Raw genomic sequence first — 19,432 nt, forward strand, 5'->3', positions numbered from 1 at the left:
CGGGCTTACCCGGTGTTTTGCAGACCCGCTGCGACGCCGCTGACCGACAGCAGGAGCAGTCGGCGCTGTTCTTCTGCTGCGCCAGACCCTTCGGCTGTCTCCGTGGTCGACTCGGCAACAGCGGCGGGCGAGCGCAGTTCGCGCAGTGCACGAAGCTGCAGTAGCGACAGCGCATCGACGTACGGGCTGCGCAGTGTCACGGCGCGCTGCAGGATCGGCTTGTTCTCGAGCAGACCCGTGCCTCCGGTGAGGCGGATGACCCACTCTTTGGTGAGGGCGAGCTCATCCAGCACCAGCTGTGCGAGATCGTCACGGTCACCGAGCGCCAGATACTGACGCGCGATGCGCTCATCAGTCTTCGCCAGGCTCATCGCCACGTTGTCGATCATCGTCTGCAGCAGCGGCCACTCGCGGTACGCCTCGCTGAGGAGAGCCTCGTCACCGACGGCCTCGAGGGCCGTGCCCAGGCCGAACCAGCCGGCCAGGTTGATGCGCGCCTGTGTCCAAGCGAACACCCACGGGATCGCTCGCAGATCCTCCAGGGACTCGACCGAGAGACCGCGGCGTGCGGGGCGAGAGCCCAGAGCGAGCAGCCCGATCTCCTCCATCGGCGTCACCGTGGCGAACCAGGGTGCGAAGCCGTCCGCCTTCACCAGCGAGAAGAAGCACTCGCGTGAGGCCGTATCCATGATGCTTGCGACATCAGCGAAGCGGGCTGCAGCACCGCTGGTGCGCGCCTCGACGGTGGGAGACGAGGCCAGCAGCGTGGCTGCGGCAACCTGGTCGATGTGTCGCATGGCGATGGCCGGCTCGCCGTAGCGGGCGAAGATCGTCTCACCCTGCTCGGTGAGCTTGAACCGGCCGTCGACGGAGTGCGGAGGCTGGGCGAGGATCGCGGAGTTCGCGGGCCCGCCACCACGGCCGAGGGCGCCGCCACGACCGTGGAACTGGGTCAGCGCGATGCCGGCATCCTTCGCCCACAGGGCAATCTTCTCCTGCGCTTCATACAGCGCAAGTGTTGCGGCGACGGGGCCGACGTCCTTCGACGAGTCGGAGTAGCCGAGCATGACCTCGAAACGGTTTCCGGTCGCGGCCAGACGGGACTGGAACTCGCGGAAGGTGACGACCTCGGCGAGGATCCCGGGGGCAGCTTGCAGATCGGCGAACGTCTCGAACAGTGGCACGACGTCGAGCTCGGGAACATCATCGCCGAGCGCGTAGCGCGAGAGGCGGTGCACGTTCGCAAGGTCTTCAGCCGATGTCGTGAACGAGACGACATAGCGCCCGGCAGCCCGCAGGCCATAGGTGCGCTGAATCTCCGCGACCGCACGGAACACCTCGAGCACCTCTTGTGTGCGCTCACTGAGTGCGCCGCCGGCATCGAGTTCGGCGAGGGCCTCGCGGTGAACCTGCGAGTGCTGGCGCACCTCGAGTTCGGTGAGGTGGAAGCCGTAGGTCTCCACCTGCCAGATCAGGTGCTGGATGCCACCGAAGGCGTGCCGTTTCGCCCCGGATGCTGCCAGTGAATCCTGCACAGCACGCAGATCGGCGAGCAGCTCCTCGGGGGCCTGGTAGCCGCCTTCCAGGTGGAGGCGGGTTTCGGCAATGCGACGCGACAGCGCCTGCAGCACCCGGCGGTGCGGCTCGTCGGGTGCGCGGGCTGCGATCTCGGCTGCGGTGGTGGCATCCGATGCCGCAAAAGCATCCCACAGGGCGACGACGGCACTGCTGGGAGGCGTGCCTTCGGCGTCGAGAGTGAGCGTGCGTCCGATGCGGTCGAGTGCGCGCTCGAGTCCGCGAAGAACATGGTCGGAGGCGATGTGGGCGGCTTCTCTGGTGACCGAAGCTGTCACGAACGGGTTCCCGTCGCGGTCACCGCCCACCCACGATCCGATGCGCACGAAGGCGGGAACGATCGGAGCGCTAGCGCCGGAATCTTCGCCGCGCAGGGCATCGTCGATGCGACGGTACACGTGCGGGACAGTGGTGAACAGCGTCTCATCGAACACCGACATCACGGTGCGCACCTCATCGGTGGGCGAGGGCTTCTGCCCGCGCAGCGGTGCGGTGCGCCAGAGCGTGTCGACTTCTTCGAGCATCCGTCGGCGTGCGCGGTGCTCCTCAGAGCCACCGGCGCTGGCCGCGTCGTGCTGGGTGAGCAGTTCTGACAGGCGACGGATGCTGGCAGAAACCGCCCGACGGCGTGCCTCAGTGGGGTGCGCGGTGAAGACCGGGTGGAAGCGGAGATCCTCCAGCCGACGCCGGGCCTCGTCATCGCCGACCTCCCGGCGCAACTGCGCATAGGCGGTCGCGACGGTGTCGGTTGCATTCTCACGTCCGGGCTTGCCAGCGCGTTCGCGCAGAATGCGCACCCGCTGGTGCTCTTCGGCAAGGTTCACCAGGTGGAAGTAGCAGGTGAACGCACGCGCAACCTCATCAGCGCGCTGCACCGTGAACGAGTCCGCGATCTGCGTCGCGCGCTCAAACGCGTCCGTGCTCTCTTCTTCGTACGCCTGGATCGTCGCCAGGCGGAGACGTTCGACATCTTCAAACAGTCCAGGGCTGCCGCATTCGCGCAGCACCTGGCCCAGAAGGGCGCCGAGCATGCGTACGTCCGCACGCATCTCGTCGGGAATCCCGCGTCCGGCTTCGAATCGGCCGATGACGCGGATGGCCTCTGTGTTGGTGGGCTCGGGAGTCACTATTCGAGGTTATCCCCGAGTGGCGACCGCTTCTGACCACGTGACGACCGGGGCAGGCGAACCGGGCGGAGATAGCATGGGACGGATGTCTGAATCCAAGAACCTTCTGCGCACGCAGCAGTTCCCGGCGGTGCTCCTGCTGGTCGCCGCTGCACTCGGGTTGCTGCTGGCGAATCTGCCGACCTTCGGTCCGATCGATCAGGTGCTGGGGTTTCACATCGCGATCCCCGGAGTCGGCATCGACATGTCGGTGGCGCACTGGATCTCGGACGGGCTGCTGGCGATCTTCTTCTTCGCCGTGGCGATGGAGTTGCAGTATGAGCTGACGCGCGGTGAGCTGAACACACCCCATAAGGCCGTGCAACCGGCAATTGCCGCCGCCGGAGGCGTTCTCGTTCCGATCGCGGTGTATCTGATGTTCGCCGGCAGTGGCGATACGGCGACCGGCTGGCCGATCCCGACCGCAACCGATATCGCGTTCGCACTCGGTGTGCTCGCGGTATTCGGCAAGGGGCTGCCGGCCGCGGTCCGCGTCTTCCTGCTCGCGCTGGCGATCCTCGACGACATCATCGGAATCATCTTCATCGCGGTGCTCTTTGCACACGACCTGAACTGGCTCTACCTCGTACTCTCTCTCGTCGGTGTGGCGGTGTTCGCTGTGCTGTCGCGCATGCTGCCGACCCGGCATCCGCGGCTCATCGTGACCGCCATGATCATCGTCGGAGTCGTGGTCTGGGCGCTGGTGCTGCTTTCCGGCATCCATGCGACCATCGCTGGCGTCATGCTGGGGCTGGCCATCGCATACACGCCGTCGGTGCGTGCCCGCGAGGTGCTGGAGCCCTGGGTCAACGGTGCGATCCTGCCGGTCTTCGCGTTCGCTGCCGCATTCGTGGTGATCCCGGCGGTATCTCCGTCCGAACTGTCGCCAGCGTTCTTCGGCATTGCCGTGGCCCTGCCGGTCGGCAAGATCATCGGAATCACGCTGTTCGGCTGGGTGGCAGTGCGCATCGGAATGCGCGGCAAGAAACCCGCGTTGAAGATTCCCGACCTGCTGGCGGCCGGAACGCTGGGCGGCATCGGCTTCACCGTCTCGCTGCTGCTGGCCAACCTTGCCTTCGCCGAGGACGCGGCTACGCGTGACCAGGCCATTCTCGGTGTGCTGGTCGGATCGCTGATCGCTCTCGTCCTGTCGGGCTTCATCGTGTCCGCGCGAGCGGCGTGGCACCGACGGGTGACAGCCGCGAGCTCCTGAACCACCTTCGGAGGTACACGATGACCCAGTCCTCGGACTCGCTGCGTGAAGCTGCCGAGACAATGCGCGCTGTGCGGGAGCGCTGCGCGTGGTCGCAGCAGATTACGCATCGTGACCTGGTGCCGTATCTGATCGAAGAATCGCACGAGGTGATCGATGCGGTGGAGAACGGCACTCGTGCGGACCTGCGTGAAGAGCTCGGCGACCTGCTCTGGCAGGTGCTGTTCCACGCGGCGATCGCCGCTCAAGACCCGGACGATCCCTTCGACATCGACGACGTCGCAGATACTCTCACCGAGAAGATGGTGCGCCGGCATCCGCATGTGTTCGCTGACGCTGTCGCGAACACCCCGGAAGAAGTCTTGGTGCACTGGAACGCCGCCAAAGCCGCCGAGAAGCGCTCACGACTCAGCGTGCTGGACGGCGTGCCGAGGGGGATGCCCGCGCTCGCGCTCGCCCAGAAGATCGCTGGCCGCGCGGCTGCTGTGCTTCCGGCCCCTGGGCCTGCCGGCGCGTCGAAGGCGGCGCCCCCGGCATCCGAAGCTGAACTCGGTGACGCGCTGCTGGTCCTGGTCAACCAGGCGCGCGACAACGGCTGGGACGCCGAGCGCGCTCTTCGCGAGCGCCTGCGGCTGCTGGAGGACGAGGTCCGCGCCGCCGAGGCGGACTGAAGCGTCCGAAGTCCCAGACGTTCCGGCAGCGTTGCGGCGTGCCGTACTGCAACACGCCGCAAGCCACCGTCGCCGTCCGGTATTCGGCACAGAACTCGGCTCACCTCAAGACCTGGAAAGATAGAGACGTGGCTACTGTGAACCCGCCGCGCGGCATGCGCGACATCCTCCCCGCCGACAAGGCTCGCCGTGAGCGTGTGCTCTCCGTCATCCGGGGGCGCTATCGCGCTCATGGCTTCGACGAGATCGAGACGCCGGCGCTGGAGGAATACTCGCGTCTGCACGCAGGCCTCGGCGGTGACAACGAGAAGCTCGCGTACAACGTTCTTCGTCGCGGGATGGATGCTGAGGCGATCCGTGCTGGCGCAGACGATGCCGCCGCGCTTTCCGACCTCGGGCTGCGTTACGACCTCACCGTGCCGCTCGCACGGTTCTACGCGAGCAACCGCGGACAGCTGCACGGCGTGTTTCGTGCGATCCAGATCGGTCCGGTCTGGCGAGCCGAGCGCCCGCAGAAGGGGCGCTATCGCCAGTTCATGCAGTGCGACATCGACATCATGGGAGATGACTCCTCGCGCGCCGAAGCCGAGTTGATGGTCGCCTCGCTTGACGCCGTCGACGCGCTCGGGCTCGAGGGTGCGACGGTGCGGATCAACGACCGCCGCGTGCTCGATTGGATGCTCGATGCCTTCGGATTCACCGCTGAAGAGCGCCCGGGCGTGCTGATCACGATCGACAAGCTCGACAAGATCGGTCCGGTGGGGGTTGCAAAGGAGCTGCGAGAACGCGGTGCAGCGGCATCCGCTGTCGACGCTTTCGAGGCATTCCTGAACCGCCCGCAGACCGACGAGCTCAATCCATTCGGCGAACGGCAGATCCGTCAGGCACTGCCGGAGGGCGCACCAGACGAGATCGTCGCGCACCTGGTCGGCATCGGCGAAGCGGTCGCGGTGGGCCGGGCGCTCGAAGGCGATATCCCGCTGGCGTTCGATCCCTTCCTCGTGCGCGGTATGGGCTACTACACCGGCACAATCTTCGAACTCGCGCATCCGTCCGTCGACTATTCGCTCGGCGGTGGCGGACGATACGACGGCATGATCGGTCGTTTCCTCGGCCAGCAGGTTCCGGCAGTCGGGTTCTCCCTCGGGTTCGAGCGACTCGTCGACCTGGTCTCCGAAGAAGACGACGATGCGGCGCAGGCCATCGTTCTTGTGCACGACGCGGACGTTGCGGTCGCTGAGCTCATCGCGCACAAGGCCGCGCTCGTGCAGGACGGCGCCCGGGTGCGCTTGGAGCGTCGTGCGAAGAACTTCAAGGCGCTTCTGGAGCGTTCGGCAGCCGATGGCTACACCTCCTTCGCCACTGTCGCCGCCGGCGCGGCGGTGGGATCTTTGGAGATCAAGCCGCTGAGCTGAGTACTGTCCGCGAAAATCCACCGACAGGTGTACCGACGTTCAGGCCGTGTTCACGGTGGAACGCTCGAATGGGGCCATGACTCGGGTCCGTGTTGCCCTCGTCGTGGGAGCGGCCTTCGCAGCACTCGCGTTCGGCGGACGCGCACTGCTCACCCATCAAGCAGCGATTGCGCGCGAGCGCATCGGCAAACCGCTCGGCGAGGACGCGCTGAACGCCGATCGAGTATGGACGCGTTCGTTGAGCGGACAGCCGGTGGAGATGCTGCTGCTCGGTGACTCCCTGGCCGCAGGCCTCGGTGCTGAACATCGGAAAGAGACGCTCGGCGGGCGCATCGCGAAAGCCACAGCCAAGCGGATGCAACGGCCGGTGCGCCTGCGCACCGCCGCGGTCGTTGGGTCGGAGTCATCGGCGCTCGCCAGCCAGATCGATGCTCTTCCCGGCGACTATCGCGCCGATGTCGCGGTGATCGTCGTCGGTGGCAACGACGTCACGCACGTGGTTCCGCCCGCCGTCGCCGCTGAGCAACTCGAGCAGGCGATCACTCGACTTCAGGATGCCGGTACCGCCGTCGTGATCGGCACCTGCCCCGACCTCGGCACACTCCAGCCGGTGCCGCAGCCGCTGCGCGCGCTGCTATCGCGGATGTCACGACGCCTCGCGCTGGAACAGACGAGGGTCGCATGGCGCACCGGTGCGGTGCCGGTCGATCTCCGAGAGACGGTCGGGCCGGCGTTCCGCGAGCAATCGGAGGAGATGTTCAGCCTTGACCGCTTTCACCCCAGCGCCGCTGGCTACCGACGCACCGCCGAGGCGTTGCTGCCCGCGGTCGTCATGGCGCTGGAGTCTCACCCGCTCAGCGAGCGAACCGCAGCCGCAGCATCCGGTATACGACACCTATGATCACCACACCCGTGCCGATCAGCGATGCCACCAACGGCAGTGTGTTGACCAGTACCAGACAGCCGAGCGCACCGATCACCGGGATGAACCGCGGGTAGCGCCGGGCCGCGCTGGACTGTCGGAACGCCGAGGCGTTCGCGATCAGGTAGTAAAGCAGCACCCCGAACGACGAGAATCCGATCGCATTTCGCAGATCCGCGACGAGCACGATCCCGATGACGACCAGTGCGATGGCGATCTCCGCACGTTGGGGCACCTGCCAGCGCGGGTGTACGACGGCGAGGAAGCGGGGCAGATCTGACTCCCGGGCCATCGCCAGTGACGTTCTGCCGATTCCGGTGAGCAACGCCAACAGTGCGCCGAGGGATGCCGCGGCCGCAGCCACCCGCACGGCAGGTGCCAGATCCGACCATCCGGCCGCATCGACGACAGCTGCCAGGGGTGCGGTGCTCGTCGCAGCATCCGCTCCGAGCGTCAGCGTCACGACGACCGCGATGAGCACGTAGACGATCAAAGCCCCGGTGAGAGCGATCGCGATCGCTCGCGGAATGTTTCGTGCGGGATCGGTCACCTCTTCGCCCATGGTGGCGATGCGCGCGTATCCGGCGAAGGCGAAGAACAGCAGGCCCGCTCCCTGCAATACGCCGTAGATAGTGACATCGGGCAGCGGTGCCGGTTCGGCCGAGGTCGAAGCGGTGAAGCCCGCTGCCGCCACGATGGCGAGACCCAGCAATGAGACGACGACCAGGATGCGGGTGAGAAGCGCCGTACGGGTGACGCCAAAGCAGTTCACGGCGGCGAGAGCCGCGACGGCGACGATCGCGACCGGGAGTTCCCAGCCTGCCGGAGCGGCGTACGCGGCGAACGTCATCGCCATCGCAGCGCAACTCGCGACCTTCCCGATCACGAAGCACCAGCCCGCGATGAAGCCCCACCAGGGCCCGATCTCCGCGCGTGCGTACGCGTAGGTGCCGCCGGCAACCGGGTGCACTGCGGCGAGCTGAGCGGACGACGCCGCGTTGCAGAATGCGACGACCGCGGCGATGGCGAGTGCGATCAGCAGCCCGGAGCCCGCGACCTCGATCGCCGGACCCCACACCGAGAAGACGCCGGCACCGATCATCGAGCCGAGGCCGATGGCGACAGCATCCGTTAGCGTCAGGCGACGGGCGAGTTCCATTCGGTAATCGTGGCACGCACGAGTTAACGGATGGTGCTCAGTCTTGGCGAGCCGCGGTGACGCGCTTTTTCTCTCGGATATAGACCTCGCGGCGCACCCGCGCGACGACATCGCCGTCGCGGTCGGTGATCTCGGTTTCGAACCACTCCAGCACTTTGGTGCCGCCAGCCGCGCGCTCGCGGAGTTCATCCGCCTTCTCTTTCGGCACGTGGAAGTGCGCGGTCAGCACTCCGCGCCCCGGCTTGAGGAACTCGATCTCGCCGCGGGTGTCCCACACGACGTAGTCACGACCGAGCTGGTGCATGACGAGCATGAAGAAGTAAGGGTCGGTCATCGCCGACATCGACCCACCGAACGCAGTCTTCACGTAGTTGCGGGTGATCACGTTGATGTGCAGCTCAACGGTCGCGTGCGTCCAGTCTTCGCTGAAGCGGCGGATGCGGATGCCGCTGAAGAAGTTCGGAGCCCACAGGCTCATGCCGATCGCGAGACGTCGGGGAGTGATCTTCATTCCGCCAGTGTGGCCGAGAGTGCACGTCGCGACAAAGTAGGTGGAGAGTTGTGACAGTTGTTCTAGTTGAACTAGAATTACTATAAGTTCAGACGGAAGGGGGAACGATGTTGATCAAGATCGACGTCGATAGCTCCCAACCGTTGTTCGAGCAGGTTGCCGCCTCGGTGCGCATGGATATCGTGGCGGGGCGCCTTGCTCCCGGTCACCGGCTCCCATCCGCCCGCGAGCTCGCCGAGGCGCTCGAGATCAACCTGCACACCGTGTTGCGTGCCTACCAACAGCTGCGCGATGAGGGGCTGGTTGATCTTCGCCGGGGGAGAGGCGCCGTCGTCGCGGCGTCGGCCGGTCCGCTCGCCGAACTGTCACACGACATCACCGCACTCGTGTCCCACGCTGCAGCTTTGGGGATATCGCCGACTACTCTTGCCGCTCTCATCAAGGAGACTCCCGTATGACTGACGAAATCCGTCGCGCCCGCACTGCTTTTCTGTGGGTGGGTGTCATCGTGCCGCTGGGGCTCCTTGCGCTGGCCGCCGCGGTGATCATCGCGTGGATGCCGGAACTGCCGGACCCCATGGCGATCCACTGGGGCTCGGACGGCGTCGACGGCGTCGCCTCACAATGGGGTTACATCGCGATGATTCTCGGCATTGGCGGTGGTGTGGTCATCTTCGATGCTGTGATTGTGGCATTCGCGCAACGTCTGCCGCAGAGCAGCACCAAGCAGCCGGTCGCGCAGTGGTCGACGACCGCGCGCTTCATGGGCGCAGTCAATCTCGGACTCGGCACAATGATCGCGTTCCTCGCGGTAGTGGGCGCAGCGCTGCAGCGCGGTCTGGCGGATGCCGCAGACACTCCAGATATCGGGATCTGGACATTCGTCGGCTTCGGGCTGCTCGTCGGCTTCACAGCGCTGGGCTGGTTCTTGCAGCCGAAGAGCCCGGTGTACGAGGCCGCTCAAGCAGCGCCCGCCGGAAGCATCCCACTTGCGACCACCGAGCGCGCGGTCTGGTTCGGCACCGCGACCATGGCCCGAAGCGGCGTGGTCGTTCTCGTTTCGGCATTGGCGCTGCTGGCATTGATGACGGTGTTCTGGATCGCGCGTGGCGATGACAGCTGGTGGATTCTCGGGTTCGTGACCTTCTTGTTGGCGGTGACGATCGGAAGCATGGTCGTCTTCCGTGTGCGGGTGAACGCTGAGGGTCTCCGCGTTCGCTCGCTGCTCGGTTGGCCGAACACGCGAATCCCCCTCGAACGCATCGAGAAGATCGAGTGGGTGCAAGTCAACCCGTTCGCCGAGTTCGGCGGCTGGGGATGGCGCATCGGGCTCGACGGGCGGCGTGGCGTCGTGCTGCGCACAGGCGACTCCCTGCAAGTGACGGAGGCCAACGGACGCGTGTTCGTCGTCACCGTCGACGGGGCATCCGATGCTGCCGCCGTGTTGGAAACTCTCCGCGCGCACAGCGCCTGACGACAGGAATCTGACATGACCCGCATCCGCCCGATCGCCACGATCTCTTTCGTCATCCTCGCTCTCGGCCTCGCCTGGCTCCTCGCCCTGCCGCTGTGGCTGGAAGGCGGACTGGCCAACCCGCTTGCCGGCATACTCATCCCCGTGACGATGTTCACGCCGGCGCTCGCCGTATTGATCGTCATGCTCGTTTTCCGGCCGGTGCCGAAGGGGGAGCGGCTGCGGTTCCTGGGCATGTGGCCGCTGCGGCCGGCTAAGCGTGTGGTCTGGATGATGGTGCTCGGCCTGTTCGGACCGACTGTGGTGATTGCAGCATCCGTCGCCATCGCAGCGCTGTGTGGCTGGGTGCAACTGGATCTCGTTGCGTTCTCGGGCTTTGCCCAGCAGTTGGAAGCGTCGACGCCCGCGGGGATTCCGGTGCCTCCGGCGATCATCGTCATCCTTTCTCAACTGGTGGCCATTCCGTTCGCGGCAGCGACGATCAACGCCTTCCTCGCATTCGGCGAGGAGATCGGCTGGCGCGGATTCCTGCTGCCGGCGCTCCGTCCACTCGGCACCTGGCCCGCGCTGCTGATCAGCGGTGCGATCTGGGGCGTCTGGCACTCGCCGATGATCCTGCTCGGCTATAACTTCGGACGCATCGACATCACCGGTGTGCTGCTGATGACAGCGGGATGCGTCGCCTGGGGCATCTTGCTCGGTTGGCTGCGGTTGCGCTCGGCGTCGCTGTGGCCGGCAGTGTTCGCGCACGGTGCGATGAATGCCGCCGGTGGCCTCATCGCTCTGCTGTTCGCCGCGGGAACCACCTTCGACATGGCATTGGCCGGACCGCTCGGGGTTGCCGGATGGATCGCCTGCGCGATCGTGATCGTCATCCTCGTGCTGGCAGGGCAGTTCCGTCGCCAGCCCGAATTGGACGGATCGATCGGACGGATGCTGTCCCAACCACGTGGCTGAATCCCTCAGCCCTTGACGGCGTCGAGCGCGCGGGGTTGGGTGGAGCCATGGCTGAACCAACGGCTGCGAACTGGCGCCGCACTGATGAGTACCTGTCCGACGCGTTGGTCGGGCATGACCCCGCGTTGGAGGCGGCGCTCGCCGCGCAGCGGGCGGCGGGGCTGCCCGACATCGAAGTCGCCCCGGTCAGCGGCAAACTGCTGAACCTTATCGCCCGCATCAGTGGTGCGCGGCGTGTGCTGGAGATCGGGACGCTGGGTGGATACTCGACCATCTGGCTCGCCCGAGCCGTCGGCGAAGGCGGCAACGTCACAACGATCGAGGCGGAACCGGCCAACGCCGCCATCGCCAGAGCGAGCATCGACGCAGCTGGCGTCGGCGGTCGCGTCGCCATCCGCATTGCTCGCGCAGCCGACGTGCTGCCGACGCTGGAAGGTTCCGAGCCGTTCGACCTCGTCTTCATCGATGCGGACAAGGAATCGAACACGCTCTACCTCGACTGGGCAGCACGGCTCGGTCATCCCGGCACGGTGGTCATCCTCGACAACATCGGTCGCGATGGCGAAATCGTCAACGACGAAACCACTGATCCGCGCGTGATCGGAACCCGTGACGGGCTGCGGATGCTGGGGGAGGACCCCCGCTTCGACGCAACAGCCTTGCAGACCGTCGGAATCAAGGGATGGGACGGCATCGCGGTCGCCGTCATCGTGTGAGGCGCGGTACATCGCCCCGTGTCGGCGTACGAGCATTCGCTCTTTAGTGTGACAGCGGCGCTCCTATGAGCGCGGATGATTTCGATGTGCGGCATCCCATTAGCGTGACTTCTGATCATGGTCAGGCGCCTTGGCGCCGCACGGAAGGAAACCAACGATGGCGAATCTCGCAGCAGTCATGCCCGCTCTGGGAACGATCCGAGTTCAGGAGGTTCCGGTTCCGGAACCCTCAGCCGGTGAAGCGATCGTTCGCATCGAGGCGGTGGGCATCTGCGGATCCGACACGGCGTATTACCGAGTCGGGTACATCGGTGACTGGAAGGTGGAAGGCCCGATCATTCTGGGCCATGAAGCAGCCGGAACGGTCGTCGCCACCGGCAGCGAAGTCACGAATGTCGCCGTCGGCGATCGGGTCGCCATTGAACCGGGCACGCCATGTCGCAACTGCGAGGAGTGCCTCGTCGGCCGCTACCACCTGTGTCCGGACTTCGTCTTCCTCGCGACGCCGCCATACGATGGCGCGCTCGTGCAGAGCCTCGCGATCGACTCGCGCAACCTGTTCGTGATTCCGGATTCGATGTCTTTCGAGGCGGCAGCGCTGTGCGAACCGCTCTCGGTCGGCTTGTGGGCCTGTCGTCGCGCCGGTCTTCTGCCCGGCGACCGGGTGCGGGTGACTGGTGCAGGACCGGTCGGGATCCTCGCCGCTCAGGTCGCTCGAGCCGAGGGCGCCGCCGATGTCGTCATCTCGGACATCTCGGACTTCCGTCTCGCGCTCGCTGCGAAACTTGGCTTCCGCACCGAGAAGGTCGGCGAGATCCCGGAGGGGCCCGGACATGAGGACGCGGACGTGCTGCTGGAATGCTCGGGCGCACCGGGCGCCCTCGCCCAGGGGCTTTGGCGCCTGCGCAACGGCGGGCGTGCCGCGATGGTCGGACTGCCGAAAGAGGACGTGACGCTGCCGCTTTCGCGTCTGAACGTCAAGGAGATCTCGGTCTCGCTCGTGAACCGTTACGCGCATACCTGGCCGACGGCCATCGCGCTGGTCTCCAGCGGACGCGTCGACGTCGAGCCGCTCGTCACTCACCGCTTCGAGCTTGCGGATGCCGAATCCGCCCTGACTCTGGCAGCGGATGTGCCGGACTCCATGAAGGCCGTCGTATACCCGAACGGCATCCCGACACACTGATGGCCACCACCACGAACGTGCCCTGGAAGCGCCGAAGCGCGTGTCCGCTCGCCGCGCTTCACCGGCCTTCAAGAAGCGTCAACGCCGAGGCACGCACTGTTCGCGCTCTTCGCGTCCGTGGCGGTCTGGCTGCTCATCTTCGACCAGATGTACTCTCTCGCAAGAGTCGCGTTCAACATGTTCGGACTCGAATCGCCCGCGCGGACCACGGATGCCAAATGGGCGCTTGCAGCTCTGCTGATGGTCTCGCCTTGGAAGCGGGTTGGCTTCGTGGCGATCGTCCATCCGGTCGCGATGCAGGGCTTCCATCCGAGGCGGAGAACCCGAACTACCAGGTCGCGATCGATCAGCTCGATGTCGCATCCGGCCCTGATGTCGTCCGCAGGTTCGTGCCCAAGGTGGTGCCGGAGGCGAAGGGGTCGATCCAGGCGGTGTATTCGTGCAACGTCGATTCAGGGAAGGCTCCGGCCACCGTGCAGGCCAACCTCGAGCCGGCGATCGAGAAGATCCGCGCCAGGTACGGCGCGAAGGTTGGTGCATGATGACCCTTTTGATTGTCGGGCATCGCGGCGCGATGGTGCACCTGCCGGAGAACAGCCTGGCCTCGTACGCGCTCGCCGAGGAGATTGGCGTCGACGAGATCGAGCTGGACGTGCGTCTCAGCAGGGATGAGCAGCTGTTCTTGCTGCATGATGCGACGCTGGACCGCACAGCCGGCGACGATTCGGCGCGGGGCCTCGGGCCAGCATCCCAGCTCACGCTCGCGCAGCTACAAGCGGTGACGCTCGACTCCGGCAGGGGAGTGGTTACGCTCACGGAGATGTACGACGCGACGCGCACGTTCATCCAACTCGAGATCAAGGATTCAGCCGCCGTCCCGTATCTCGCGAAGTTCTTCGAGGAACGTCCCGCGGATGCTGCGCGCACAGCGCTCGCGAGCTTCTCCGCGGACGTGGTGGGGCACGCTGCCGAGCTGATGCCGCACATCGGGCGGCAGATCATCCTCACGGAGCTCGCCAAGGCGGAGGAGTTCGACGGCGGCCTCCGGGCCCTGTTGAATCACACTAAGGCGACACGACTCGCGTGCGGATTCGAGGGTCTGACGCCGGAGCTCGTCGCGGAGCTGCAGGCCCGCGACATCGAGGTGCACGTGTGGCCCATGCGGACGATCGAGCAGATGCGCGAGGTCATCCGTCTCGGTGCCGATGGCACCACTTCGGATGATCCGGCGCAGGCTCTCGCATGGCGGGACCAGGTGCTCGCTGAGAACGGCGTCGCGCGCTGATCCATTGCGAGAGGGCGGGCTGCAGGGCCGGCCCTCTCGTCATTCTGGAGTCAGTCCTGGACAGCGGGTGTGCAGCCGCAACTGCGCCCCACTATGAGAGTGCCGCGCACGATCTGGGTGGGGATTGGTAATCCTTCGGCGCTGGCCAGCAGTGCCCCGATGGCCTTCGTCGCCATCTGATCTACCGGTTGTCGGACGCTGGTCAGCGGCGGACTTAACCTCAGAGCGAGGTCGGTCCCGTCGATGGAGGCGAGTGCGACGTCGTCCGGCACGCGGAGGCCGAGCTCGGCGCATGCCTGGAGCACGCCGATCGCCTGGACATCAGAGGAGATGAAGATCGCACGCGGGCGGGTGCTTCGCGAATGGTGTCGTGGCATGGGACCAAGCAGCGTATGAGTGGCAGAGCGGCCTCCGCTCGCAGAGAACTCCGCGTGCTCGACCAGATCCTCGCCGGCTCTCAGTCCGGCAGACATGAGCGTCTCACGCCATCCGATGATCCTGCCATCCGCGCTTGTTGAATGCCAAGGGCCAGCGATGCAGGCGATCTCGGTGTAGCCGTGCTCCATGAGATGCTCGACAGTGATCCGGGCAGCATGCTCATTGTCGAAGCTGACCTCACCGGAGGTTCCGTGCACGTGACTGTTGGTGCTCTGGATCGACACCACAGGCACCGTCCCCAGTACTTTGCTCGCGAGCTGCGAATACTGATCGGTCGCGGCGATCACTCCGTCGATCCGATGGTCGACCACAGATTTCAAGAAAGGGACGTGTTTCTCGCCCACGATGTCGACGATCCCTAGTGTCAGAGCAAGACCGTTCTGGGTCGCCTCTTTTGCGATGGCCTCGGCGAGTTCTGCGAAGAATGGGTTGATCGGGCTCTCGGTGAGCAGGCCGATCATGCGCGTGCTGCCTCTGCGCAGCGCGGAAGCAACCGCGTTGGGGCGATAATCCAACTCCGCGATCGCCTTTTCGACACGTTCTCGGGCGTGAGCTGACACCGGGCGAGGGCCGCCGTTGATCACATATGAGACCACAGCGGGGGAGACCCCGGCTGCAAGAGCGACTTGTGCACGTGTAACCGCCATCTCAGATACCTCCGTGGCCGGTATTCAGATGCGTCCGCCGTCTCCATCGGTCGCCGATGCGGCAAGATCGGACTCTCTCGCATACGACGCCTGCGCGCCAGGGCGACGTACCGCGTAGCTCCCGGAGCGGACGCCATGTTCCACGGCGGAGCTCAGCCGGGCGCCGCGGGCGAGAGAAGCTGCGAGCGCCCCGACAAACGCATCGCCAGCTCCGGTGGTGTCCACGACCGAAACCTGCTCGGTTACCGGGACGATCCCGGAGCGAGACTCCTTCACCCATACAGCACCTCCTGCGCCGATCGTGATAACGGTGCTGCGCGGAACGGGGCGGATCGCCCTGGCCGCGCGTAGCGCGTCGTCGGGTGATCGTACCTCGATACCGGTCAACGCGGACGCCTCCGCCTCATTCAGCACGAAAGGATCGGCGCGCTCCAGCACATCGTCCGGGAGTGCAATGACCGGCGCGAGGTTGAGGACGACCCGGGTGGTGTCTGATGCACGCACAGCTGCCGAAATCGCTATGGCGGGGATCTCCGCCTGGATCACCAGAATCGACCCGGCGCGTGCACGCTGGACAACGCGCTCCACTTTCGCCGGAGTGAGGTGATAGTTCGCGCCGGGGACGACGGCGATCGAGTTCTCGCCGTGATCATCTACCCAGACGAAGGCGCGGCCGGTCTCCGCGTCGTGCAGCATCGTCATATCGGACACGTCGACGCCCTCGGCCAGTAGTTCACGTAGCAAGAGTGCGCCGTCCGGGTCGTCGCCCACGCATCCGACGAAACTGACGTTTGCGCCCAGCCGTGATGCGGCGACAGCCTGGTTCGCGCCCTTTCCGCCGCAGGTATTGCTCATCTGCTGTGCAAGAACGGTTTCCCCAGGGGAGGGCAGTTCCGAGACACGGACGAGGTAGTCGCGGTTTGCGCTGCCCACCACGAGGACGGGCACCTGATCGTTCACGTGATTCATTTCTCTCCGCTCGCGATGGATAGTCCGCCGAAGGACTTCTGCAGGATGAACATCAGCAGAGCGGGGATGATCGACAGAATCACAGCACCCGCGAAGTGCTGACCGAAGCTGGAGCTATGCTCTCCGAAGGTCTGCGCCAGCGCGACGGGTGCCACCTGAAGGTCTCGCTCGGATACGACCAGGAGCGGCCAGAGGAAGGCTCCCCACTGCCCGAGGAAGATCAGGAGAGCGGAGTTGACTAGTGCGCCACCGCCGAGCCGCCAATAGATCGCGGTGAAGATCCTCGGTTCTGATGCGCCGTCGATTTTGGCAGCCTCCCGATAGGAAGCGGGGACCGAGAGGAAGTGCTGGCGGAGGTTGAAGATTGCCAACCCGTTGCCGATTCCGGGCAGGACGAGACCGGTGATGGTGTTGGCGAGGCCCCAGCTCGAGAACTGCTGGGACAGCGGGATCGCGACGGCTTCGAACGGGATCATGAACCCGACGACGATGACCGTGAAGATGATCCCTCGTCCGGGGAACTTCAGCACCGCGACGGCATACGCCGCCAGCGCACACATCACAGTTCCGACGGCGACGGAGATCACGCACACGATGAGTGAGTTCACGAGTGCGCGACCGAACGGTCCGAAGAGCATCGCCTGGTAGTTTTCCAGCGTCACTTCGGAGGGAATGAGGATGTCCCAGCTCAACGGGGAGAGGGATTCGAAGATCTCGTGCCCTGGGCGCAGCGATCCTGCGAGGAGCCACAGCACCGGGATCACGAATATCGCGCTCACCAGGACTGTCACGACGGTGAGCGGCATGGACGGACGACTCCAGCGAGAGCGTCGTCTCGTCAGCATTGGATCAGGCATTGGCTGCTCCTTCGCGGTCTTCTCTGAGCAGCAGAAACTGCAATGCGACGAACGCCAGCATGATGACAGTGAGGATGACGACCTCAGCGGACCCTAGGCTCTTGTCGCTGTAGGTGTAGCTCGTGCGATAAGCATCGAACATCAGCATCGTCGTGGAGTTCTCGGGTCCGCCGCCGGTCAGCATCTGCACGGGCACGAACAGCACAAAGTTGGCCACGGTGTCGGCGACGAGTACGAACAGGAGCGGACGCTTGAGCTGCGGGAGCGTGATCGAGAAAAACGTTCGGATGGGGCCGGCGCGATCGAGCTTGGCAGCCTCGTAGTACTCGTCTGGGATCGCTTCGATTCCGGAGATGAGGAACAGCATCCAATACCCGACACCGACCCAGGTCGCGACAATCATGATCGATGCGAGTGCCTGATCCGGTGAGGTGAGGAAGGGCTGTCGGCCGATGCCGACGGCTTCGAGGATGGCGTTCAGCGGGCCATCCGGTCGCATCCCGATGCCCCAAACGATCGAAGAGCCCACGATCGGGATTGTTGCCGGGATGAAGATCAGCGTGCGCCAGAGGAGTTTCATGCGGATCCGGCGTGTCAGCAACACGGCGATCATGAGCGCGATGGCCACCTGCGCCGGGTTGATGATGAGGTTGAAGACCAATGTGCGCAGGACCGTGTCGCCGAAGGCGGCGCTGGAAAACAGATCAATGTAGTTCTCCAGCCCAGTGAATACTGGCTCCTTTAGGCCTCCGGGGAAGGCCTTGTGTAACGACGACCAGAACGCTCCGATAGCCGGGACGATCCGCATCGTGATGATGGCGAGCAGCGCTGGCGCGATGAACGCCAGAGCCCACAGCATCTCCTTGCTATGTGTCGACCGGCGCCGCCGAGGGAGCGGACGCGTGTCCGTCCCCTCGGCGGAAGTGAGGACGTCAGTCATCACTTGTACTTCGCCCACGCCGTCTCGAGCTCCTGGGTCGCCGTGGCCAGCGCCTTAGCCGGATCGGTGCCGTTCTTCGCGTCGGAGTACGCGCGGCCGAGGATCTCCTCGAATTCGACGTAGCCAATCGTCGACAGACGGGGCACTGCAGTGTTCTGTGTCTCGTAGTCGATGATCGCCACGGCATCCTGGCCGGAGGGAGAAGAGAAGATCTCCCGCTCGTAGTAGGCGTCCTTGCCCTCAGGGCTGGCAGGGAGTTCGGGTGCAGGGAAGTTCAGTGCGTAGCCCCCACCGTCGTCGATCGACATCCACTTCATGAAGATCGCCGCTGCCTCCTTTTCGTCGGAGAACGGACTCATGGCCAGAGACCACGACCCTGTCGGGGTCACTGCGTCGCCACCCTCGAAGTAGGGGTGCGGAGCCACGCCCCATTCGAGGTCGTCGTCGGCGAGGTTAGGAACGAGCCAAGGACCCTGAACGAAGTAGGCGACGTTCCCGGCGAGGAACTCGTCCGACGACTGCTCGCCATTGACCCCCTGTGGCGATAGGTTCTGCGCGTGGATGTCGCCATACCAGGCGAGTGCGTCGACCCAGGCATCAGAGGTGATGTCGGGGGTGAGGTTGTCCTCTCCGGTCGCGCCTGAGGAACCACCCAACGAGACGGCGAGCGGCTGGAGCTGGTAGTAGCGGTCGGGCTGACCGAAGAGGATTCCGTACTTCGAACCCGCATCGACAGCGGTGGTCGCGAGCCCGGTGAGCTCCTCCCAGGTCAGCCGGTCTTCTGGCGCCGCGCTCGGGTACTCCAGGCCGGCCTGGTCGAGCAATGCCTTGTTGTAGTAGAGGAGCTGGGTCGAGTTCGCGATGGGAAGGGCCCAGAGATCACCGTCGAACGAGCTCGATTCGACAGGTGCATCATCCAGGGCACCGATCTCGTCGCGGAATTGTTCGGTGAGTGATTCGGTGAAGCCGCGGGACGCCAGGGTGGCGATGCGCGGCTGATCGGCCCAGTAGACGTCCGGATTGCCGTCTTTGTTCCCGATACGAGCGTCGAGGATCGAGTTGAGCTGATCGAATGGGACCCCTTCGTATTCGACGGTGATGGTGGGATGTGCTTCTTCGAAGGCCGCGATCACGTCGAGGATGCCGGTTTCCTCGTTCTGATGCCCGAGCACCTGAATGGTGGCAGTCGGGTCCTCTTCCGGGAGCGTCCACGCCTCATCAGATGAGGCACCCGATGAGGCGCCAGTGCAGCCCGCGAGGATGAGCGAGGCTGTGCCGAGTGCGGCGATGGTGGCGATACTGCGTCTTTGCATTTTCCTGCCTTTCGTTGG

General features: G+C 65.2%; 19 protein-coding genes. 11 read left to right on the forward strand and 8 right to left on the reverse strand.

What is annotated here, in order from left to right; genetic code table 11:
• Positions 1–5: 5 nt before the first annotated feature.
• Positions 6–2,624 (reverse strand): phosphoenolpyruvate carboxylase, encoded by a 2,619-nt coding sequence (locus ACSS7Z_RS04645; protein ID WP_438253692.1) that lies wholly within the window; start codon positions 2,622–2,624, stop codon positions 6–8.
• A 163-nt stretch (positions 2,625–2,787) separates the two neighbouring features.
• On the opposite strand from ACSS7Z_RS04645, the gene nhaA reads away from it, so the two are divergent.
• From nhaA to ACSS7Z_RS04665, 4 genes are all read left to right on the forward strand, one after another.
• Positions 2,788–3,954: a Na+/H+ antiporter NhaA gene (nhaA, locus tag ACSS7Z_RS04650; RefSeq protein WP_438253318.1), complete on the forward strand. Its 1,167-nt coding sequence runs from the start codon at positions 2,788–2,790 to the stop codon at positions 3,952–3,954.
• 20 nt (positions 3,955–3,974) lie between these two features.
• Entirely contained in the window at positions 3,975–4,625 is a 651-nt protein-coding gene (locus ACSS7Z_RS04655) for a MazG nucleotide pyrophosphohydrolase domain-containing protein (RefSeq protein ID WP_438253319.1), read from the forward strand.
• A gap of 155 nt (positions 4,626–4,780) precedes the next feature.
• Positions 4,781–6,040, forward strand: a complete 1,260-nt coding sequence (gene hisS / locus ACSS7Z_RS04660) for a histidine--tRNA ligase (protein WP_438253693.1) — start codon at positions 4,781–4,783, stop codon at positions 6,038–6,040.
• A 76-nt stretch (positions 6,041–6,116) separates the two neighbouring features.
• Positions 6,117–6,941: an SGNH/GDSL hydrolase family protein gene (locus ACSS7Z_RS04665; protein ID WP_438253320.1), complete on the forward strand. Its 825-nt coding sequence runs from the start codon at positions 6,117–6,119 to the stop codon at positions 6,939–6,941.
• On the opposite strand, the gene ACSS7Z_RS04670 is transcribed toward ACSS7Z_RS04665, so the two are convergent.
• Together ACSS7Z_RS04670 and ACSS7Z_RS04675 are read right to left on the reverse strand one after the other, a co-directional pair.
• Positions 6,895–8,121, reverse strand: a complete 1,227-nt coding sequence (locus ACSS7Z_RS04670) for an APC family permease (RefSeq protein ID WP_438253321.1) — start codon at positions 8,119–8,121, stop codon at positions 6,895–6,897. The genes ACSS7Z_RS04665 and ACSS7Z_RS04670 overlap by 47 nt on opposite strands.
• Positions 8,122–8,158: 37 nt before the next feature.
• Positions 8,159–8,632, reverse strand: a complete 474-nt coding sequence (locus tag ACSS7Z_RS04675; protein ID WP_438253322.1) for a DUF4442 domain-containing protein — start codon at positions 8,630–8,632, stop codon at positions 8,159–8,161.
• Positions 8,633–8,739: 107 nt separating this feature from the next.
• Here ACSS7Z_RS04675 and ACSS7Z_RS04680 point away from each other — a divergent pair, with 107 nt between their 5' ends.
• From ACSS7Z_RS04680 to ACSS7Z_RS04710, 7 genes are all read left to right on the forward strand, one after another.
• Positions 8,740–9,090 carry a GntR family transcriptional regulator gene (locus ACSS7Z_RS04680; protein WP_438253323.1) on the forward strand — a complete coding sequence of 117 codons (351 nt, stop codon included), beginning with the start codon at positions 8,740–8,742 and terminating at the stop codon, positions 9,088–9,090.
• A complete protein-coding gene (locus ACSS7Z_RS04685; protein WP_438253324.1) occupies positions 9,087–10,106 on the forward strand; it encodes a DUF1648 domain-containing protein in 1,020 nt (339 codons plus the stop codon). The genes ACSS7Z_RS04680 and ACSS7Z_RS04685 overlap by 4 nt, the downstream gene beginning before the upstream one ends.
• A gap of 15 nt (positions 10,107–10,121) precedes the next feature.
• Positions 10,122–11,063, forward strand: coding sequence for a CPBP family intramembrane glutamic endopeptidase (locus tag ACSS7Z_RS04690; protein ID WP_438253325.1), 942 nt, complete (start codon positions 10,122–10,124; stop codon positions 11,061–11,063).
• Positions 11,064–11,110: 47 nt separating this feature from the next.
• The gene (locus ACSS7Z_RS04695; protein ID WP_438253326.1) at positions 11,111–11,779 is read left to right on the forward strand and encodes an O-methyltransferase; all 669 of its coding nucleotides are present in this window, start codon (positions 11,111–11,113) and stop codon (positions 11,777–11,779) included.
• A gap of 157 nt (positions 11,780–11,936) precedes the next feature.
• Positions 11,937–12,965 (forward strand): NAD(P)-dependent alcohol dehydrogenase, encoded by a 1,029-nt coding sequence (locus tag ACSS7Z_RS04700; RefSeq protein ID WP_438253327.1) that lies wholly within the window; start codon positions 11,937–11,939, stop codon positions 12,963–12,965.
• A 218-nt stretch (positions 12,966–13,183) separates the two neighbouring features.
• On the forward strand, positions 13,184–13,507 hold the full coding sequence (locus tag ACSS7Z_RS04705) for a hypothetical protein (protein ID WP_438253328.1): 324 nt from the start codon (positions 13,184–13,186) through the stop codon (positions 13,505–13,507).
• A complete protein-coding gene (locus ACSS7Z_RS04710) occupies positions 13,504–14,250 on the forward strand; it encodes a glycerophosphodiester phosphodiesterase (RefSeq protein WP_438253329.1) in 747 nt (248 codons plus the stop codon). Before ACSS7Z_RS04705 ends, ACSS7Z_RS04710 begins: the two co-directional genes overlap by 4 nt.
• 50 nt (positions 14,251–14,300) lie before the next feature.
• Here ACSS7Z_RS04710 and ACSS7Z_RS04715 read toward each other — a convergent pair whose 3' ends face one another.
• The 5 genes from ACSS7Z_RS04715 to ACSS7Z_RS04735 are packed head-to-tail and all read right to left on the reverse strand — an operon-like array spanning position 14,301 to position 19,414.
• Positions 14,301–15,335 carry a LacI family DNA-binding transcriptional regulator gene (locus tag ACSS7Z_RS04715; protein WP_438253330.1) on the reverse strand — a complete coding sequence of 345 codons (1,035 nt, stop codon included), beginning with the start codon at positions 15,333–15,335 and terminating at the stop codon, positions 14,301–14,303.
• A 24-nt stretch (positions 15,336–15,359) separates the two neighbouring features.
• On the reverse strand, positions 15,360–16,304 hold the full coding sequence (locus tag ACSS7Z_RS04720) for a ribokinase (RefSeq protein WP_438253331.1): 945 nt from the start codon (positions 16,302–16,304) through the stop codon (positions 15,360–15,362).
• Complete coding sequence (locus ACSS7Z_RS04725) at positions 16,301–17,161, reverse strand: carbohydrate ABC transporter permease (RefSeq protein WP_438253332.1); 861 nt, start codon at positions 17,159–17,161, stop codon at positions 16,301–16,303. Before ACSS7Z_RS04725 ends, ACSS7Z_RS04720 begins: the two co-directional genes overlap by 4 nt.
• Positions 17,154–18,101: a carbohydrate ABC transporter permease gene (locus tag ACSS7Z_RS04730; RefSeq protein WP_438253333.1), complete on the reverse strand. Its 948-nt coding sequence runs from the start codon at positions 18,099–18,101 to the stop codon at positions 17,154–17,156. The genes ACSS7Z_RS04725 and ACSS7Z_RS04730 overlap by 8 nt, the downstream gene beginning before the upstream one ends.
• Entirely contained in the window at positions 18,101–19,414 is a 1,314-nt protein-coding gene (locus ACSS7Z_RS04735) for an ABC transporter substrate-binding protein (protein ID WP_438253334.1), read from the reverse strand. Before ACSS7Z_RS04735 ends, ACSS7Z_RS04730 begins: the two co-directional genes overlap by 1 nt.
• Between the last annotated feature and the right edge of the window lie 18 nt (positions 19,415–19,432).

Origin of the sequence: Microbacterium wangyouchuni (assembly GCF_051546305.1) — a bacterium.
Classification (GTDB): Bacteria; Actinomycetota; Actinomycetes; order Actinomycetales; family Microbacteriaceae; genus Microbacterium.

What these genes read in the sequence shown, in the direction of transcription:
- ACSS7Z_RS04645 (WP_438253692.1), bottom strand. Translation starts at nt 2,624, where the DNA reads ATGCGTGCGGACGTACGCATGCTCGGCGCCCTTCTGGGCCAGGTGCTG.
- nhaA (WP_438253318.1), top strand. Translation starts at nt 2,788, where the DNA reads ATGTCTGAATCCAAGAACCTTCTGCGCACGCAGCAGTTCCCGGCGGTG.
- ACSS7Z_RS04655 (WP_438253319.1), top strand. Translation starts at nt 3,975, where the DNA reads ATGACCCAGTCCTCGGACTCGCTGCGTGAAGCTGCCGAGACAATGCGC.
- hisS (WP_438253693.1), top strand. Translation starts at nt 4,781, where the DNA reads ATGCGCGACATCCTCCCCGCCGACAAGGCTCGCCGTGAGCGTGTGCTC.
- ACSS7Z_RS04665 (WP_438253320.1), top strand. Translation starts at nt 6,117, where the DNA reads ATGACTCGGGTCCGTGTTGCCCTCGTCGTGGGAGCGGCCTTCGCAGCA.
- ACSS7Z_RS04670 (WP_438253321.1), bottom strand. Translation starts at nt 8,121, where the DNA reads ATGGAACTCGCCCGTCGCCTGACGCTAACGGATGCTGTCGCCATCGGC.
- ACSS7Z_RS04675 (WP_438253322.1), bottom strand. Translation starts at nt 8,632, where the DNA reads ATGAAGATCACTCCCCGACGTCTCGCGATCGGCATGAGCCTGTGGGCT.
- ACSS7Z_RS04680 (WP_438253323.1), top strand. Translation starts at nt 8,740, where the DNA reads ATGTTGATCAAGATCGACGTCGATAGCTCCCAACCGTTGTTCGAGCAG.
- ACSS7Z_RS04685 (WP_438253324.1), top strand. Translation starts at nt 9,087, where the DNA reads ATGACTGACGAAATCCGTCGCGCCCGCACTGCTTTTCTGTGGGTGGGT.
- ACSS7Z_RS04690 (WP_438253325.1), top strand. Translation starts at nt 10,122, where the DNA reads ATGACCCGCATCCGCCCGATCGCCACGATCTCTTTCGTCATCCTCGCT.
- ACSS7Z_RS04695 (WP_438253326.1), top strand. Translation starts at nt 11,111, where the DNA reads ATGGCTGAACCAACGGCTGCGAACTGGCGCCGCACTGATGAGTACCTG.
- ACSS7Z_RS04700 (WP_438253327.1), top strand. Translation starts at nt 11,937, where the DNA reads ATGGCGAATCTCGCAGCAGTCATGCCCGCTCTGGGAACGATCCGAGTT.
- ACSS7Z_RS04705 (WP_438253328.1), top strand. Translation starts at nt 13,184, where the DNA reads ATGGGCGCTTGCAGCTCTGCTGATGGTCTCGCCTTGGAAGCGGGTTGG.
- ACSS7Z_RS04710 (WP_438253329.1), top strand. Translation starts at nt 13,504, where the DNA reads ATGATGACCCTTTTGATTGTCGGGCATCGCGGCGCGATGGTGCACCTG.
- ACSS7Z_RS04715 (WP_438253330.1), bottom strand. Translation starts at nt 15,335, where the DNA reads ATGGCGGTTACACGTGCACAAGTCGCTCTTGCAGCCGGGGTCTCCCCC.
- ACSS7Z_RS04720 (WP_438253331.1), bottom strand. Translation starts at nt 16,304, where the DNA reads ATGAATCACGTGAACGATCAGGTGCCCGTCCTCGTGGTGGGCAGCGCA.
- ACSS7Z_RS04725 (WP_438253332.1), bottom strand. Translation starts at nt 17,161, where the DNA reads ATGCCTGATCCAATGCTGACGAGACGACGCTCTCGCTGGAGTCGTCCG.
- ACSS7Z_RS04730 (WP_438253333.1), bottom strand. Translation starts at nt 18,101, where the DNA reads ATGACTGACGTCCTCACTTCCGCCGAGGGGACGGACACGCGTCCGCTC.
- ACSS7Z_RS04735 (WP_438253334.1), bottom strand. Translation starts at nt 19,414, where the DNA reads ATGCAAAGACGCAGTATCGCCACCATCGCCGCACTCGGCACAGCCTCG.